At 71.5% G+C, this 16,932-nt stretch carries 15 protein-coding genes and 1 pseudogene; 7 read left to right on the forward strand and 9 right to left on the reverse strand.

Going from position 1 to position 16,932, the window contains the following annotated elements; genetic code table 11:
• Window positions 1–66: 66 nt before the first annotated feature.
• Together ACIPXC_RS11860 and ACIPXC_RS11865 are read right to left on the reverse strand one after the other, a co-directional pair.
• On the reverse strand, window positions 67–513 hold the full coding sequence (locus ACIPXC_RS11860) for a hypothetical protein (protein WP_401615973.1): 447 nt from the start codon (window positions 511–513) through the stop codon (window positions 67–69).
• Window positions 514–1,206: 693 nt separating this feature from the next.
• Window positions 1,207–2,082, reverse strand: coding sequence for a hypothetical protein (locus ACIPXC_RS11865; RefSeq protein ID WP_401615975.1), 876 nt, complete (start codon window positions 2,080–2,082; stop codon window positions 1,207–1,209).
• A 719-nt stretch (window positions 2,083–2,801) separates the two neighbouring features.
• On the opposite strand from ACIPXC_RS11865, the gene ACIPXC_RS11870 reads away from it, so the two are divergent.
• From ACIPXC_RS11870 to ACIPXC_RS11880, 3 genes are all read left to right on the forward strand, one after another.
• The gene (locus ACIPXC_RS11870; RefSeq protein WP_401615976.1) at window positions 2,802–4,034 is read left to right on the forward strand and encodes an RICIN domain-containing protein; all 1,233 of its coding nucleotides are present in this window, start codon (window positions 2,802–2,804) and stop codon (window positions 4,032–4,034) included.
• 746 nt (window positions 4,035–4,780) lie between these two features.
• Window positions 4,781–5,866, forward strand: a complete 1,086-nt coding sequence (locus ACIPXC_RS11875; RefSeq protein WP_401615978.1) for a DNA/RNA non-specific endonuclease — start codon at window positions 4,781–4,783, stop codon at window positions 5,864–5,866.
• 238 nt (window positions 5,867–6,104) lie between these two features.
• Window positions 6,105–6,992: a universal stress protein gene (locus tag ACIPXC_RS11880; RefSeq protein ID WP_401615980.1), complete on the forward strand. Its 888-nt coding sequence runs from the start codon at window positions 6,105–6,107 to the stop codon at window positions 6,990–6,992.
• A gap of 55 nt (window positions 6,993–7,047) precedes the next feature.
• Here ACIPXC_RS11880 and ACIPXC_RS11885 read toward each other — a convergent pair whose 3' ends face one another.
• From ACIPXC_RS11885 to ACIPXC_RS11895, 3 genes are all read right to left on the reverse strand, one after another.
• Window positions 7,048–8,241, reverse strand: a complete 1,194-nt coding sequence (locus ACIPXC_RS11885) for a cation:proton antiporter (RefSeq protein ID WP_401615982.1) — start codon at window positions 8,239–8,241, stop codon at window positions 7,048–7,050.
• Window positions 8,238–8,723 carry a cation:proton antiporter regulatory subunit gene (locus tag ACIPXC_RS11890; RefSeq protein WP_401615984.1) on the reverse strand — a complete coding sequence of 162 codons (486 nt, stop codon included), beginning with the start codon at window positions 8,721–8,723 and terminating at the stop codon, window positions 8,238–8,240. The genes ACIPXC_RS11885 and ACIPXC_RS11890 overlap by 4 nt, the downstream gene beginning before the upstream one ends.
• A gap of 549 nt (window positions 8,724–9,272) precedes the next feature.
• A complete protein-coding gene (locus ACIPXC_RS11895) occupies window positions 9,273–9,680 on the reverse strand; it encodes a hypothetical protein (RefSeq protein WP_401615986.1) in 408 nt (135 codons plus the stop codon).
• 850 nt (window positions 9,681–10,530) lie between these two features.
• Between ACIPXC_RS11895 and ACIPXC_RS11900 the strand changes: the two genes are divergently transcribed.
• Window positions 10,531–11,619, forward strand: coding sequence for a lytic polysaccharide monooxygenase auxiliary activity family 9 protein (locus tag ACIPXC_RS11900; protein ID WP_401615988.1), 1,089 nt, complete (start codon window positions 10,531–10,533; stop codon window positions 11,617–11,619).
• Window positions 11,620–11,880: 261 nt separating this feature from the next.
• Here the strand turns inward: ACIPXC_RS11900 and pip are convergent, their stop codons facing one another.
• Window positions 11,881–12,843 (reverse strand): prolyl aminopeptidase, encoded by a 963-nt coding sequence (pip, locus tag ACIPXC_RS11905; RefSeq protein WP_401615990.1) that lies wholly within the window; start codon window positions 12,841–12,843, stop codon window positions 11,881–11,883.
• Window positions 12,844–13,172: 329 nt separating this feature from the next.
• On the opposite strand from pip, the gene ACIPXC_RS11910 reads away from it, so the two are divergent.
• Window positions 13,173–13,364: a hypothetical protein gene (locus ACIPXC_RS11910; protein ID WP_401615992.1), complete on the forward strand. Its 192-nt coding sequence runs from the start codon at window positions 13,173–13,175 to the stop codon at window positions 13,362–13,364.
• Between the two features lie 155 nt (window positions 13,365–13,519).
• Here ACIPXC_RS11910 and ACIPXC_RS11915 read toward each other — a convergent pair whose 3' ends face one another.
• Together ACIPXC_RS11915 and ACIPXC_RS11920 are read right to left on the reverse strand one after the other, a co-directional pair.
• Window positions 13,520–13,726 carry a hypothetical protein gene (locus ACIPXC_RS11915; protein ID WP_401615994.1) on the reverse strand — a complete coding sequence of 69 codons (207 nt, stop codon included), beginning with the start codon at window positions 13,724–13,726 and terminating at the stop codon, window positions 13,520–13,522.
• 68 nt (window positions 13,727–13,794) lie between these two features.
• Window positions 13,795–14,334, reverse strand: coding sequence for a PadR family transcriptional regulator (locus tag ACIPXC_RS11920; protein WP_401615995.1), 540 nt, complete (start codon window positions 14,332–14,334; stop codon window positions 13,795–13,797).
• Between the two features lie 109 nt (window positions 14,335–14,443).
• Between ACIPXC_RS11920 and ACIPXC_RS11925 the strand changes: the two genes are divergently transcribed.
• On the forward strand, window positions 14,444–15,262 hold the full coding sequence (locus tag ACIPXC_RS11925; protein WP_401615997.1) for an alpha/beta fold hydrolase: 819 nt from the start codon (window positions 14,444–14,446) through the stop codon (window positions 15,260–15,262).
• 284 nt (window positions 15,263–15,546) lie between these two features.
• Window positions 15,547–15,867 (forward strand): annotated as a pseudogene (gene tpg / locus ACIPXC_RS11930) (telomere-protecting terminal protein Tpg); the annotation flags it as partial.
• Window positions 15,868–16,154: 287 nt separating this feature from the next.
• Here the strand turns inward: tpg and ACIPXC_RS11935 are convergent.
• Entirely contained in the window at window positions 16,155–16,694 is a 540-nt protein-coding gene (locus ACIPXC_RS11935) for a hypothetical protein (RefSeq protein ID WP_401615999.1), read from the reverse strand.
• Window positions 16,695–16,932: the final 238 nt, after the last annotated feature.

Genomic DNA, 16,932 nt, shown 5'->3' on the forward strand with positions numbered 1-16,932 from the left:
TCGGGTGTCATCAGGTGTCAACGGTGATCGGGACGACGGCGGTGACGGACGCCGCCGGGGGCGGACCTAGATGAACTCGCAGTCCACGGTGGCGTCACCGGGGCGGTAGACCGGCGCGCCGGGGACCGGGGAGTTGTTCGAACCACCGCTGGCGTACACCGCGGAGATCCAGCCCAGCGTCCGGCCCGGAGTGATGATCTGGACCCAGTACGTGTTGGTGTACGCGCCGTCCGTCACGCGCCCGGCCGCGCCCCCGTCCATCTGGCAGTACGCCTGGACCCGGACGTTGGTCAGCCGCTCCGTGGTCGCCAGGGAGCAGGAGGTGCTCTGGCAGGTGCGCACCCGTACGTCGGAGGCCCACACGTGCACGGATCCGCTCGGCGGGTGCGCGGCCGCCGGCTGCGCACCCGTCATCAGGATCGACGCGACGGCCAGGAGCAGCCCCGCGAGTGTCCGCAGGCCGGCGGCGCCGAAGCGTCCGCGCCGGCGCGTTGTCGGTGACGAGTGCGTCATCGTGCGTTCCCTTTCCCGAAGTGTGCCGCGAGCGGCGGGTGCCGCACGCTTCGACCTCCTGACGGGAACCGGTCACGTCCCGTATGACCGTCGCGCCCGCGGAACCGCCCCGCCCCGCACGACCGTCGCGCGCCGTTCACGGCCCGCCGGCCCGCCGATCCCCGCACCCGCATCCGCATCCGCATCCGCAGCACTGCAGGGCCCCGTGGCCGCCCGGCCCGCCGAACACGAAGGCGCCGCCCTCCCGTGGCCGGCGTCCTTGCCGACCGGACCGGGCGAACCGCGGTCCCCGCCACGCCGTGAGCCGCGCCCACCGCCGGACCGCCGGACCGCCGCACCACTGCTCCCTGCCGCCCGTGAGCCGGCCGAGGAGGGAGGAGACCGCGACGGGAGCAGTTCGCCTACGCGAACGGGCTCACGGCACCCGTGCCCACCAACGGCCGGGTACTCATCGACGCCCCCTGACCGGCGAGCCGGAAGCAGGCGACGGCGGCGCCGCGGCCTTCCGGCGGCGTGCCCGATGTGCCGCCGTGATGCCCCCGCCGTTCGCCCCCCGTCCAACTCGGCAGCTCCGTACCCGGTGGACCGCGGCTCGCGGGGCACCGGTGAGCCGGCCCCGGTTGCCGCGCCCCCACCGGCGGGACGCGGCGGAAGAGTTCCGCCGCCGCGCCCGGGGCTTCCGCCGCGCGGCGGCTATTGGATCAGGCTGGTATGCGTGTAGCACGTTGAGCAGGCGTAGAGCTGCAGATGGTTCCCGCCGGAGACCTGGATCCCCGGCGGGTTCGACACCTTGTCGTCGTCGACCACGGCGATGTGTTGGTCCTCGTGCGGGATCCAGCTTCTTCTGTAGTCCCGGCATTCGTTCGAGGCGATGGTCAGCAGCGGGTGCATCGCGGCGCCGCAGTTGACGCAGAACCGGGCGACGGGATCGGTGAGGCCCCACGGTGCCCATCCGCCGACCTTCCATCCGGGGGCCTCGGACACCTCGTTCATGTAGAACTCCTGCGGGGCGGTCTCGTAGGAATCATCGATCGCGACGCCGGACGCCTGCCACACACTCCAGTCGCTCAGCTGCTGCTGCAGCTCCTCGTCCAGCTCCAGAAAGTTCGGGTACTCGGTGACTTGCTCCGGAGCGAGTACACACGGCTCAGGGATGTAGTTGTCGTCAGCCTCGGCCGGCATGGGCGGCGAGCCGAGGACGGTGGCGACGTCGGAGGCCGTTCGCCAGAACAGCTCGGTTGAAGGCTTGTACTCCGGCGGGTGTTCCGAGGGACACCACAGCACCTGGAGCACGTCGCTCCGTCCGGGCGGCCGCAGCCCAGGCACGTCGCGTACGTACAGTTGGGCCACCGGCACGAGGGGGGAGAGCGGACCCTCGTGCCACTTGTCGCAGTACAGCCACGGCTGACGGGCAGGCCACAGCAGTGGTCCGCCGACCGAACTCTGGTACGGCGAGGGGGAACCGGGGCGCGGATGCAGCCGGGTCGCCGAGCGCGCCAGCGGGGCCAGTCGCGGGAAGACCGCAGCTACGTCGACCGGCCGTGGTGGGGTGGTACGGATGACGTTCACAGCGACGATCCTGCCAGCAGCCTCCGGCGCTCGTTGCGGCGAGCTTCCGTGCTGAACCCCCCACCCCCCTCGTCCTGTTCATCGCGGCCGAGTACTCCGCCCGCACGGCGGCGTTCCTGGTCGGAACACTCACGGCGCCCCGGTCACGGCCGCCGCTGCGGCTGCGGCTGCGGCTGCGGCTGCGGCTGCGACTGCGGCTGTCCCAGTGGATGCCGCTGCCGGCGGGACCCTCGCGGTCGCCTTCCGGTCGGCCCTTCTTCTCGTACGGCTGCCCGGCTCGGGTCACCACAGCGCGCCTGCGACCAGTCCGGCCCATGAAGCCGAGGCGGATCAGGGCGCGCAGGAGCTCGGACGTGCCGACCGGACGGCCGATGCGGCGGCGCAGGGTGAGGGCGAGCTGGTCGAGGGCCCCCAACCTGTCACGTTCAGCGTCTTGCAGCCACCCATAGCCCGGTTCCAGTGACTGGCTACCAGCCAGAAACCCCCGCGGCTCCGCTCTGGACAACTCCCCGTGAACCGGGGCAGAACCTCTTCACGCCGATGCAGAACAGGCCACCCCGTTTCGGCGGGACGGCCTGATCGTTCTGACCGGTTACGCCGTCGTCGCGCTGTTCCTGTTGAGGCTACGTTCGACAGCGATCCACTCCGTCACACCGGCCACACACTGGTCGGGACTTCCGCCTGTCCTCACACGGGCCGGTCCAAGGGAGATAAGCACGATGCGTCACTCACAAACGTCCGGGCGCTGGCGAAGGGGGATCGTTGCCCTCACCGTGGCCGCGAGCTCCGTGCTCAGCGGCGTGACGGTGATGGCCTCATCGGCCGCCGCGGCTCCAATCAGTCAGCCCGGGCTCGGCGACGCCTGTGACGCCGCCGACCTCGGCAAGAGGTACCCGTTCATCAAGTCCACCCAGATCGTTCCGACGATCACGCACTTCAAGGGCTGGTACGTATCCGAGGGAACGATGGGTTCGCAGACGGTGGAGACCAGCACCCAGACCGTGATCACGGTCTCGGTCGGACTGAACGCCTCCGTCCAGGGCAGCTTCCAGGTCGAGACCCTCGGCCAGGTGGGGGCAAGCCTGGGCCTGAGCGTCCAGTCGTCCTACAGCCACACCAGCAGCGAGTCGAAGTCGATCACCTGGGACTTCCGGATGCCCGGCTACTACGCCCTGTACGAAGGCACCCGCAAGGTCACCGGCCAGTACGGCAGCCTGAACTGCAACCGAGTCGACCTGGGCAACGGCGGCTACGCCACCAAGTGGGTCGAAGGCCCCGAGAGCGGTTCGTACACCACCTACACGACCCTCGAAGAGGGCGCGGTGCGCTGTGAGGACACCGTCCCCGCCAGCAGCATCATGCGCAAGGCCCAGGACATCCTCGGCTGCGGCGTCGCCCTGGCCCACGCCGACCGCACCCTCTCCATCGGCGAGGCGGCAACGCCTGCGAATGCGGCGCCGAAGAAGACGGCCGGCATGGCTCCCGCCGCCGGGCTCTCGGGCTTTACCTGCGAGGCGGGTTACTACAAGATCGGCACACCCGACCGGGTCCTGTTCTGGACGGCACCCCTGCTGCAGAACGACAGCGTCCGGCTCAGGCCCTCCACGATCTTCAGCGGAAACCTGGACCAGTGGCAGCTGTGCCGCGGACCAGAGACGAAGGGCGTCGCCGAACAGATCCTCGTCAACCACCGCACCGGCAAGTGCCTGGCCATCGCGGAGCAGAACGCAGGCGTTGAGCAGGCACCCCTGATCCAGGCCGACTGCAGGGCCGACGACCTCCAACGGTTCTACATCTACCGAGACGTCCCCGGCACCGGCAAGATCGGCGTCCAGAACAAATACACCGGCTCCATGATCAGCCACGACCGCTACGCCGATGGCCAGCCCCTGCGCCAGTACAGCATGGGCAAGGCGGACGGCAGCGGCACCTACGTCCTGGTCAAAGCCTGACCTGTGACCCCAGGCCGGATCCGGGAGCATCACTGACACCCGCGTGGGCCCCGGGGGCTTGGAGTCCCCGGGGCCCACGCGCGCGACGCCGCGCCCGCGGAGGGGCTCAGCAGCGTGATGGCATGGCACGGGGGCGGAACTGCCTGCCGGAGTACGCGGCGTGATCCGGGAGTCTGCGCCAGGAACCTGACCCACCCGCAGACATCACTGCGCCTCGCGCTCGGCAACGATGCCTGCAGCAGGCAGGGGCAGACCCGTCGACGGCCTCCTCCACTCGGCGCGGGGGAGCCCCACGCGAGCCGCGATCAGGCGCGCTCGCCGGACCGTCCGCGAGCTCGAACGCCGGGCCGGCGGCCGTTGCGGCCCCGGCGCGCAACGGCCTGGGCGTGCAACGGCCCGGGCGACCGGCCCGGGCCGCCCTGGCGAGCTGTCCGCTCCGATGCCTCATCAGGCCCGGTGGCAGATCCGGCAGCGCCGGGCCGAGTAACTGCCGTACGAGCAGGCCGAATCAACCAGACAAACAAGAGGGGACAAGCATGTCCATATCGGGTATACGTCGCCGCCGTGGAGGACGGGGCCGAAAGCCGAACAGGCCGCGCCGTGTCCTGGCCGGCATGACGATAGCCGCGATGGTGGCCACCGTCGCACTGAGTGGCACCGCGACAGCCGCAGCCGCGCCCGAGCCTCCTGCCGAAAGCGCAAGCGCCGTCACGACGAGCCCGGCGGAACACACCATCACATACCCGATGACCACGGCGCGGGTTACGGAGCTGGTCACCACAACACCGGACCGCGCGGGCAACGTCACCGTGCGCCTGGCCGGCGGCAGCACCATCCCCATCCCGGCGGTCCACAAGGACCTCGTGATGCGCCGCGCCGCGCAGCAGCCCAGGGCCCAGCTCAAGGACGCGGCGCCCAGGCCCTGCGGCGTCGCCTGGATCAAGCTCAAGGAGAAGTCCAACCACCGTCCGGTCGCCATCGAGACCGGGTTCAACGTGGAGACGAAGGCCATCGGTTACGACTGGCTCGCCACCCTCAAGGGACCGAACGGCTACACCGACACATACACAAGTCGCGGCAACCTTGCCCTGCGCACCAGCTGGCGGGGCGGCTATGAGCACGACAAGGACCAGGCGGCGGGTCTCTACACAGCGGTCGTCGACCCCGGCGTATCCCACGTCCAGTTCTGGAACGGTGAAATCTGCCTTGCCGACGCCAAGGACACGCGTCGCCTCACCGTGCCCCAGGCGGCGTGCATGGACGTGGCTCAGCCCAATTCCGGCGACGGGTGGATCCTCAACAGCACCACCCCGGTGCCGCACCGGAACCGGACCGACCCCACCGGCCCGGCCGGTGTCCGGGCGGCCGGGGCGCAGGCCTGCCTGCGCAAGACGCTCGGCCCGGGCAGCCCGGCATCGGGGGACATCACCGGGTGGCGGGACGCACAGTTGTTCGTCGCCGCCCACTCGCCCGGCACTACGCTCGCCCGGTGCCACTTGATCGCCAACGTCCTCGGCGGGAAGGGGCAGATACTCGACGGCGGACAGGCCAATCTCGTCCCCTGCTGGCAGGTCGGGTTGAACACCGGAACACCCAGCATGCGGACCTACGAGAAGCAGGTGCAGGACACACTCGCGGCGCCCACCACGGGGCCGGACGATGCGGTCTTCTACGTGGTGACGCCCCTTTACAAGGACAGCGACAGCACGATCCCCACGGGCGTCACCATGAGCGCTTCACTGCAGAAGCCGAACGGAACACAGACCCTGCTCTTCACCGTCGGCATCTCCAACACCAAGGGCAATACCGGCCTGCTCAACCTCGGAAACTGATCGGGCCTGACGCGCCACAGGAAGCCGGCGCGAGCCGTACCACTGCGCCGCGACCACTCGATGCCACCGGGGTTTCCCTCGACCGGCTCCCCTGACGCGCACAGCGACCCGCTGCATCCACGACCCGGTGCCGGTGGGCGGCGAGGCCGGCCTGACGTGACGTCACGCGACCACCAGGGCAAATGTGGTAAATGGGATGCATGTGCATGATGAGCGTCGTCTGTGCGGGAGGCCCACGGTGAGCGGGCCGGTTGTGGTCGGGGTGGACGGCTCGCAGTCGAGTCTGGATGCGGTCGCGGTGGCCGCCGGTGAAGCGCGGTTGCGCGGCTGCGGGCTGAAGGTGGTGCACGCGTTCATCTGGCCGGCCATGCACGCGCCGCTCGGTCCGTCTCCGCTCGGGCCCGCCGAGGGCGGGCTGCGGAACACGGCGGGACGGCTGGTGGCGCAGGCGGTGGAGCGTGCGCGTTCCGTGGCGCCCGAGGTGGAGGTCGGCAATGCGGTGGTGACCGGTGAGGCGTTGACGGTGATGGAGGCCCAGTCGCGCACGGCATCCCTTGTCGTGGTCGGAAGCCGGGGCATGGGCGGGTTCGTCGGTCTCCTGGTGGGTTCGACGGCTGTGCACCTGGCCGCGCATGGCAGCTGTCCGGTCATGGTGGTGCGGGGCGAGTCCGACCGGACCGGCCCCGTCCTGCTGGGGGCGGACGGCTCACCGGCGGGCGAGGGGGCGGTCGGGTACGCCTTCGAGGCAGCCAGCCTCCGCGGAACGGGCATGACGGCCCTGCACGCATGGACGCCATGGAGCGTGGCCGCCACCCCGCCGCAGGATCCGTCGATGCCCTACGCACTGGAGCCGGGCATGCTCGCGGCCGGAGAGGAGCGCCTCCTGGCCGAGGCCGTCAGCGGCCGGCGGGAGCGCTACCCGGACGTTGCGGTCGAGCACACCCTGGTACGCGGCGGCGCCCGGGAGGCGCTCATCGACGCGAGCAGGACCGCGGGATTGATCGTGGTCGGCGCCCGGGGCCGCGGCGGGTTCACCGGTCTGCTCCTCGGATCGGTCAGCCAGGCTCTCCTCCACCACTCGCACTGCCCGGTCGTCGTCGTACGCGGATCCGATGCCTCAGGGTGAGAAGTCCGCAGCGCCCGGACGGCTGCGCCGCCGGCCGGGCCGGCCGAGCCTGCCGTTACCCCGCTGCGGCACCGCCGGTGCGCACCTGCACGCCTGTCCCCCCGCCCGGCGCCGGGCGGGTCCCGGCGAAACGGGTGAGGACCGGACCTGTCACGGCGAGCAGCAGGACGTAGGCGGCCACCAGGGCACCGAGCCGGTCCTGCCGGACCCCGGCCAGACCGATCATGACGAGGGAGAACTCTCCACGGGCGATGAGCGCGGTGCCGGCCCGCAGGCGCCCCCGGGACCCTGCGCCCTCCCGTCGTGCGGCGTACCAGCCGGCCGCCATTTTCGTCAGCGCCGTGACCACCCCCAGCAGCAGGGCGGCGGGAAGTACCGGCAGCAGTGTCTCCGGCCTGACCGACAGGCCGATGGAGAGGAAGAAGACCGCGGCGAACAGGTCCCGCAGCGGGCTCAGCACCTGCCGTGCCCGGTCGGCCACCTCGCCGGTGAGGGACAGCCCCACGATGAAAGCGCCGACCGCGGCGGAGATGTGCACCGCCTCGGCGAGCGCAGCGACGATCAGTGTCACGCCGAGAACCCGCAGCAGCAGTTGCTCGTCGTCCGGACGCAGATGCAGCAGCAGCCGCCCGAGATGGTGCCCCCACCAGTACGACACGGCGAGCGCGGCCAGGACCGCGCCGAGGGCCAGCAGGATGCCCAGGAGTGCCTGCCGCCAGGTGCCGCCGGCGGCGACGACCGCGAGCAGCGGGAGGAACGCGGCCATCGCGAAGTCCTCCAGGACCAGCACGGACAGCACGGCCGGGGTCTCCCGGTTGCCCAGGCGCCTGAGGTCACTCAGAAGCCGGGCGATGATGCCCGAAGAGGAGATGTAGGTCACGCCCGCCAGGGTCAGGATCCCGGTGGCGTTCAAGCCCAGCAGCCATCCCGCCACCGCTCCGGGTGTCGCGTTCAGCACGAGATCGACCGCCCCGGTCGGCAGATGGCGGCGGAGGCTGGCGGTGAACTCCGGCACCGTGAACTCCAGGCCGAGCACCAGGAGCAGGAGGACCACGCCGATGCCCGCTCCGGTCTCCACGAACGGGCCGGCGGCCGGAACGGGGGCGATGCCTCCCTCGCCCAGGGCCAGACCCGCCAGGAGATAGAGCGGGATCGGCGAGAGCGCGAAGCGCCGGGCCAGCGTCCCGAGCAGACTCAGCGCCGCCAGGATGATCCCCAGCTCCAGCAGCAGGGCGACCGATACATTCACCGGTCAGCCTGGATGATCTGTTCCACCCGGGCGATCCCCTCATGGGTTCCGATCACCACCAGCACATCCCCCGCGCGCAGCACCTGCTCCGGCCCGGGGGAGGGGATCACCTCCTCGCCGCGTACGATCGCCACGATCGACGCACCGGTCCGCGTCCGGGCCCTGGTCTCCCCCAGCGGATGGTCCACGAAAGGCCCGCCCGCACGTACCTCGACCTGCCCGGCACTCAGCCCCGGCACCTCCTTGGTCAGATCCGCGAACCGCTCTGCGATGCGCGGGGCCCCCAGGATCTCGGCGAGGGTGTCGGCCTCCTCGCGGGTCAGACGGAACGCGCCCCGCGCCTCGTCCGGATCCGCGCCCTCATACGTCATCAGCTCGAAATCGCCGGACCGGAGCGCGATGACGCACATCTGGTCCCCCTCGTGGGTGGCGAACTCATAGCGCATCCCCACCCCCGGCAGCAGCACTTCGTTGACGTCCATACCGCCCATCATCACGTCACGCGCAAACCGGCACAGCCATACAGCAAGAGGGCATATGGGGGTTTCGTCGCCGGCGACGGACTGCCCGAACCCACCTGGGCACCCGGAGCGCACCGCCGGTCGTACGGGGCCCGCTCGCAGCGCCGCCGCCCCCGCGATCCGGCCGCACCGCCCAGAGGCGGTCGGGCAGCGGCAGGAACGCCGCCTCGTCGGTGATGTGGCCGGACGCCGCCCAGTACCCCGATGCCCCGATGCCCCGACCGGCGTCGGCAAGGCCGACCTGAAGAAGCTGTGGGGCCGATCACGGGCGTGAAGGTGTGGGCCGGTGACTGCCTCGCCGCGGCCGCCACCCGCACGCGCAGCTGCCCCGCAGGAGTGCGGCCCCCCGGCCGCCCGTACCGGCCGTCGTAGGCGTGCCACGCGGTCGATGACGGCATGTGGCCTCCGCCGCCCGCGCCTGCGGCCCGGCTGTGGGTCTCCCCGATGGCGGCCCGCCCCCGCTGCGGGATCGACCACGTCGCGACCCCGCCGAACAGGTCGGAGAGCAAGTCAGGGGCGGGCGTCCATGCGGTGGATGACCCGGCCGTCGGGGCCGAGGACGTCGATGACGTAGCCCTTCTCCAAGGACACCCCCTCCTTCGTCGTCAGGTGGGTGGCGACCGAGGTGTTCTGCCGGCGGAAGATCGCGTCCGCCTGATCCGCGTTGCGGGTCCGGATGACCACCCGGGGCACGCCTTCCGGCCCGTCCCCGACCTGGATCCCGTACACGTCCGGGTCCCCGCCGGCCGCCCGGTAACGCCCGGCCAGGGCCAGAGCCTCCTGGGGAGCCGCCGTGGCCGTGGCCGTCGGACCGGGCACGGCCTGCTCCCGGGGTTCCTCCGTACAGCCCACCAGCACAGCGGCTGCCGCCACCGCCGTCAGTGCCGCACCGGCGCCCCGCCGCAGTGTGTGCCCCATCGCCAACTCCCCTGTTCCGTAAGGATCCGCCGACCCTACGCGAGGCTCGCCACACCCGCAGGCCGGCCCGGTCGGGGATGCGCACCGAGCGGTGTGCCCTTCCACACCCGAGCCGCTTCGTCGCATCCGACGTGGACCGACGTCCCGGAGAACCGCGGCATGTGCATCGAGCTGTCCGCGCCCAGGCACCGCTTCGCCGGCCGCGTCCGCGGCCTGTCGTTCGTGGCCGACACCTCTTCGCACGGGGGATCACGACACCGTCCGGATACGTCTCCGCGCCGCTCTGTGCGCCGACGACCCGTGGACTGCCCCGTACGCGCTGCACTCGCCGGACACCGACCGCCCCGGCCCTCCCGCCGAGGCGGTCGAGGAGCCGTACCGATCGCAGGCGGACCGCACGGCCTTCCGCCCCTGCCCCACCCGGCTCCTGCGCAGCCTCGGCGGCCCGACCGGAAAGGCCGCCATGACGAAGCCGCTCACCAGCGCTGCGGCCGCCGCCCGCTCCCGCTCGGCCACCACCCCCACCGGCCCTGCGCCCGGGCATTCGGCCCCGGCCGAGGCCGCGGTCCCCGCCCACCGGCGACAGACCGCGGCCAGGACAGCAGGACACGCCCGGCAGATGCCCGGTGCCGGTGGTCGGCCCGGGTTCTGGTCCCGGCCGCCGAGGCGGGCCCGGACGGTGATCACGGGGTCCGTCTGTGGCTGGGGTGTGTGGGGCGGCCGATGTTCGTCCGTCACAGCCCCGCATGATCTACAGTCACTATCTGTAGCAGTCTCGTCACTATGGGTTGTGTGTGTTGCTTCGTGGTGGCGGCCTGCGGGACGGGTTCGACCAAGAAGAGGAGACGTGGTGGGCAGGAACGCGACGGCGCCGTCTGACCTTCGTGCCGAGGTCAGGTACCGCGATGACGGCAAGTACACGATGTACGGGATCAGCCTGCGATGGCAGATCGGACAGAACGCCCCCGACCACGGGGCGTGGCCCCCACCGGCGGACTGGGACGAGGGCAACGCACCCTATCCGCGCATGTACGAGGTGTGGCTCAACGACGAGCTACGCCAGACGGTCTTCCTGCACTGGTCGTCGTGGAACTGGATGCAGTCCAACTCCCACTGGGTGGACCTGGGCGACGAAGAGCCGCAAGGCCCGTTCCACGTGAAGATCCGCGCCAAGGCCGGCGATCAGTTCACGCCGTTCACCAACACGGTCACCATCGGCTCGCAGCAGAGTTTCATCCCCAAGTGGGTGGTGCGCCAGCCCCGCCGGCGCGGGGCTCCCCGGCCCGCCGCCAAGGCGGATGCGCGGCACGGCACGGCCAACCACCCGCTCAGCCGGTCCGGCGCCGCGATCCGGGACCAGGACGCCTCACCGATCTGCGTCGAGGCACGCCGTCTCAACACCAGCACCGACTGGCAGGAAGTGCTGCCGGGCGCTGCCCGGATGCTGGCCGACTACCCGTGGAACAACGCCCAGAAGTACCTGGAGTACCGCAAGTTCTTCGAGGACGGCGCGCTCGCGTCCACCGGAAACCCGGCCTTCCGCGGTCTGGACCTGGCACCGGACGGCACCCTCGGGGACTGGCCCCTGACGGAGCTGGACACCTCGGCCCCCACCCAGACCTTCACCTACGACTACATGGCCTACCACTGGGGCGAGACCTGGTCCCACCGGTGGTTCATCACCCGACCCGACTGGGTCCCTACCGAAGGCCTGAGCTGGCACGACCTGGACCCGACCCCGTTCCTCGTCGAGGTGCACGGCGCTCCCATCGAGGAGGAGTCCACCAGCTGGGAGTTCGCATCCCTCCCGCGCCGGACCGGGCGGGCGGCCATCGTGAACATCTGGGGCGGCCACGGAGGCCCGGACACCCCACACGGTGAGAACGGCGGCAAGACGGGCGAGTTCTTCCTGTCCACGTGCGACGTGATGCTGCGATAGCGACCGCGGAGGGCGGTGGAGACCGTCACGCCGGGCGGTCCCGGGCCCCGACGGCCCGCAGTCCGTGCCGCTCCCCGCCCCACCGCCACCCCGGCCGCATCCGGCAGGCACGGCAGCCGGGGCCGAGCGGGTCAGGAAACCACACTTCACAGCACCCGCACCCGCACTCGCTCCGCCCGGGCCGATGGCCACCTCGTCGGCCCGGGACCGCGGCGGGCGGTCACGAGCAGGCGGGGGCCCTGATTGCCCAGCGGCCCGCTCTCATCCCTCGCGAGCGAAACGGTCGAGGGCGTTGAGCACATGGGCGCGGGTCGTGCCGGTGCCCATGTGCCCTGCGTCGTCGACGACGGTGAGCTCGGCATCGGGCCAGGCGCGGGCGAGCTCCCATGCGGTGTCGAGAGGGCCGGCCAGGTCCAGCCTGCCGTGGACCAGCACGCCCGGGATGCCTGCCAGGCGGTGCGCATCGCGCAGGAGCGCGCCTTCCTCCAGCCAGGCGCCGTGGGAGAAGTAGCGCGAGCAGATGCGGACCAGAGCCAGTTGCGCGGCCGGCGGGCGGTCACCGTACGGGCTGGAAGCGCCCTTCGTTTCGCCGGACAGCACCGCGTCCTCCCAGGCGCACCAGTCGGCCGTGGCCTTCTCCCGCACCGCGGGGTCCGGGTGTTCCATCAGGCGGGCGTAGGCCGTGACGATGTCACCGTCCCACGGCGTGCCGCCGGCCCCTTCGACGAAGCGTTCCCACTGCTCGGGAAAGAACCGGCCCGCGCCTCGGTAGAGCCAGTCGATCTCCGAGCGCCGGGTGGTGGTGACGGCGGCGATGACGATCTCCGACACCCGCTCCGGGTGGGTCTCGGCGTAGGCCAGGATCAGCGTGGATCCCCACGAACCCCCGTAGAGCAGCCAGCGGTCGATGCCCAGGTGCTCCCGAAGCTGCTCCATGTCGGCGATCAGGTGCCCGGTGGTGTTGTGCCGCATGTCGGTCGTGGGTTCGCTTGCGTGGGGGGTGCTGCGGCCACACCCGCGCTGGTCGAACAGGACGACCCGGTAGCGGTCCGGGTCGAAGTACTGGCGCACCCCGGTCCCGCATCCTGATCCCGGTCCGCCGTGGACGACGAGTGCCGGCTTGCCGTCCGGGTTCCCGCAGACCTCCCAGTACACGAGGTTGCCGTCGCCGACGTCGAGCATCCCCTTCCCGTACGGCTCGGCCGGCGGGTACAGCTCGCTCATCCTCAAGACCTCCTGGCTGCCGAATGCAACGTGAACAAGGCTTTGCAGTAGACCTCATGGCTGAGCGGCCGCCGGCAGCGTGTGTGAGGACGCGGACGCGCCGACGGGCTGAACCGGCCGCAGGCCGCCGTGTTCTGCGCCTACTGCCGCATCACTCGCGCTGTTCGGGACGCTGTCGGTTCTGCCGCACAGGGTGATCGCTTCGGTGGGCACGACTGGCCGGACGGCCGGTGCCCGTGGAACAGGGGGGCAGAGCCGGCCGATCGCGGCGTTCAGCCGGACCGTCCGCCAGCGCCGCTCAGCGATCGGGGACGGACAACGGCGCCTCCATGCAAACCACGCTGGACGGGTGGGTGCGTCAGGCGGACGATGCCGTTCGCCTGGGCATCGCACTGCACCACGAGTGCTACCCCCTGCCCACGCGCGCGGAGATGGTTGCCAAGCTGTCTGAGGTCGCTCTGCGCTTCCCGGAGTACCGGGCGGTCTGCGAGCGCCACATCGCCGACCGCCCCGCGAGCTGACCACCCAGGTGTCCACCCGGCGGCCCGCCGACTGCAACTGCCCGATGTCGGCTTCCGTCCGCACCCCGGCGGATCTCCGGGGCGACCGTGCTGCCGCCCCGGCGCCCGCGCCCGCAGGGATCGTCCGTTCGGTCACGGGCGCGCAGGGGCGGAGGTCAGCCGATGGCGTCCGGGGCGTAGACGTCCTTGTCGGCCGGGACGTCCACCTGTACGGGCTGGTTGATGCCGGTGAAGGTGAGATCGAGCGGGTTCGGGCCGCTGGTGGTCATCTTGAGGAGAAACGGTTCTCCCTTGGTGGCCACGAGGAAGACCCCTTCGGGTGTGTTGATCGTGACCGCCTCCTGTCCGTCGGTCTTGGTCACTGCGCCCTTCTCCGCGCCCTGTCCGACCGCCGGCCGTAGCCGTGGCCGTTCCCCCGGCCTCCGGAGCGTCAGTCCGCGTCGGCGACGGGGGCGAGCGCCTTCAGGGTGGTGTCCAGCCAGTCCAGCTCGGTACGGCTGGTGGCGCGGGCGATGGTCAACAGGCCGCGGCGGAAGGGATCGTCGAGCTCGCCTGCGCGCAGGGGACGTTCGCCGTCGTAGAAGAAGCTGCTCGGCTGCTGGAGGAAGGCCAGGCGGCGGCGGAGGACCGCGCCCTGCTGGCCGGGGTCTTCGAGGTGGCGCAGGAAGGCCAGCACGGTGAACCAGTGGTTCTCGTCGCTGATCTCGACGCCGTCGGCCTCGCGCAGGCGGCGGCGCAGTTCTTCCCGGCCCTCGCCGGTCAGGGTGAGGACGTGCCGGGGCGCCGCCCGGGCACCGGGCTCGGTCTGCCGGCTCAGGAGCCCGGACTTCTCCAGCCGTTTGATGGCGGGGTAGAGCGTGCCGTCGGCGATCGGCCGGACGTGGCCGGTGAGATGCGCGACGCGCCGTTTGAGTTCGTAGCCGTGCAGCGGCTGCTCATAGAGGAAACCCAGGATTGCCAGTTCCAACACCGCTCCATCATCCCTCACCACCTGTATACATCGGCGCCGATATATAGTCTTGCCGATGTTTTCGGCGGCCGGTGCACCGGCCGGGCCATGTGATCAAGGAGGAGAAGCCATGCGCGACGTCCAGGTGACCGCCCAGGGAGCGCGGATCCGCTGGGTGGAGATGCCCGGAGACCCCGGCCGTGCCACCCGGGTCTACCTGCACGGGCTCGGCGCCTCAGCGGCTCCGTACTTCGCGGCCTCGGCCGCGCACCCCGCCCTGGTGGGCCACCGCTCGCTGCTGGTCGACCTGCTGGGCTTCGGCATCAGCGACCGCCCCACCGACTTCGGTTACACCATGGAGGACCACGCCGACGCCGTGGCGACGGTCCTGGAGGCGGCCGCGGTCCGGAAGGCCGACGTGGTGGGGCACAGCATGGGCGGCGCGGTGGCCGTGCTGCTGGCCGCCCGGCACCCGCATCTGGTCGGCCGGCTCGTCCTGGTCGACGCCACCCTCGACCCGGCACCGGCGGTGCACGGCGCGCCGGGTGCGAGCGGCATCGCCGCGTACACCGAGGAGGAGTTCCTCACCGACGGGTGGCGGCAGGTCCGTGAGAACGCCGGACCGCACTGGTGGTCCACCATGCGCCTGGCCGGCCGCGAGGCGCTGCACCGCAGCGCGACGCACCGGGCCCGCGGCACGGAACCGGCGGTCCGCGACCTGCTGAAGGCCCTGCCGATCCCCCGCACCTGCCTGCTGCCCGCCGCCGACGGGCCACTCGCCGGTGCGGGGGAACTCGTCGCGGCGGGCGTCGAGGTGGTGGCGATCCCGGACTGCGGGCACAACATCATGCTGGACAACCCGGACGCGTTCGCCGAGGCGACCGCCCATGCCCTGCGCGCGGCCCGGCCGGCGGGTGCCGGCCCGCACGACATCACCGGCGGTGCGTAGGGGGCGCATCGTTCGCCGTCGGCGACCACGACAGCTACGCCGCCCCGTACGGCGCTGAGGTCACCGAACTCCTGGCCTCCGCCATCGCCGGACGTGACCTCTGCTCGGCATCGACGTGCGCTCCTGAGTACACAAAGCGGCCCCCGCCGACCGGAGCCCCCGCAGCCCCGGACAACACCGCAACGCCGAACGCCTTATCCGTGACGAAGACACCGGCACTGTCTGGTACAGCGGTGACCACTACGCCAACTTCCGGCGGATCGCCTCAGGTTGCCCCCAGCGGTAGAACACACCCTTCGTCACGGTTGAACGAACGCAAGGAAGCCGCCACCAGCACCGGCATCACCGTCGAGACCCGCGCCCGCTTCGGATACACCGCACCCGTCGGCACCACCGACGACGGCCGCGTGCGCCGCCTCACCGTCCACCTCCCGCCCGCCTACGCCCAGCGCCTCTTCGACGCCCGCGCCCGCGGCGCCGCCGACCGCGACCTGCGCGCGATCGTCGCCGAGGGACTCCAGGAGATCTACTTCAAGGACGGCGGCACCCGCGCCGACCAGCTCCGGGTCGAGTTCACCGACATCGACTACGTCGACGTCTCCTTCTGCCCCCCGGCAGAGCCGCACCCGGACCACGAGCACCTGTCCGGGTGCGGCGCACGCCCACATCCGCGCGTCAACGCCGGGCCTGAACCGGCAGAAGGGAGCAATAGCCACTGCTGGGAGCCGCCCTCGGACGGGCCGCTCCCGGCCCCCGTGGCGCTGTCGACCGCGGGCAGGATCCCGGCCGCCGTCACACGTAGCCGGTCACCGCCCCGGTCGACAGCATCACCCGAGCCCGGCCCCGGGCCAACGACCGTATCCACGGCCCCGGGTGCACTCCGCTTCCCTTGCTACGCCAGACGCTTCTTCGGTCGGGGCCGGGCGTCGAGGAGTGCCCACCAGGCGTGACCGTCGTGGTCGGTATGGGCGCCGCACGCGTCCACGGTGCGCAGTACCGCGACCTCCGCCGGCACGGCTCCCGCCGCGTCCTGCTCACTGGTCTGGTGGTTGAGGGCCATGACGAGGATCTTGTCGTCCTGGTCGGCGAGGTGGACGCTAACCCTTTTCCCGCCGGCCGTCACGGCTGTGTCCACGAGGCCGTGGACGGTCTTGAGGAAGTCGTGCTCGTCCAGCAGCGGGTAGTCCCACTCGGCGATGGCCAGCGCTGCCTGCGCGGCGGCCTTCTTCGCCGCCCACTGGTCCGCGCGGAATGCCAGCACCCTGGCCCGCCGGCTGGTGACGACCAGTCGGGGCGGGACCCCGGTGAGGGACTTCGGCTTCGTCGCCGGCTGCGGCCGGGGCGGCTCCACCGGCTTCTTCTGCGGCGGCGGCGACTTCGGAGGGTAACTCGGCGGAACCTTCGGACCCCTGGCTTCCACAACCTCGCTCATACCCCACCACGCTACGCCCGCCGACGCCGGCCGCGCACCGGCATCGACCACAGCTGTTCACCCTTGCCCGTGCCCAGGAATCCCCGCTCTGGCGGCTGCCACGCGGGAGAGCCCGGTCAGCCCGCGCCACACAGCCCCTTGGGGTGGCGCTTCAACGGATACGGGGCGCGCGGCCGGGTGGGTGCGGCACGCTGCAACCGGCCGGGCGCCGACACCGATCCGGCGGGCACAGGCCGTC

It is taken from the genome of Streptomyces sp. NPDC090021 (genome assembly GCF_044748225.1).
GTDB lineage: Bacteria > Actinomycetota > Actinomycetes > Streptomycetales > Streptomycetaceae > Streptomyces.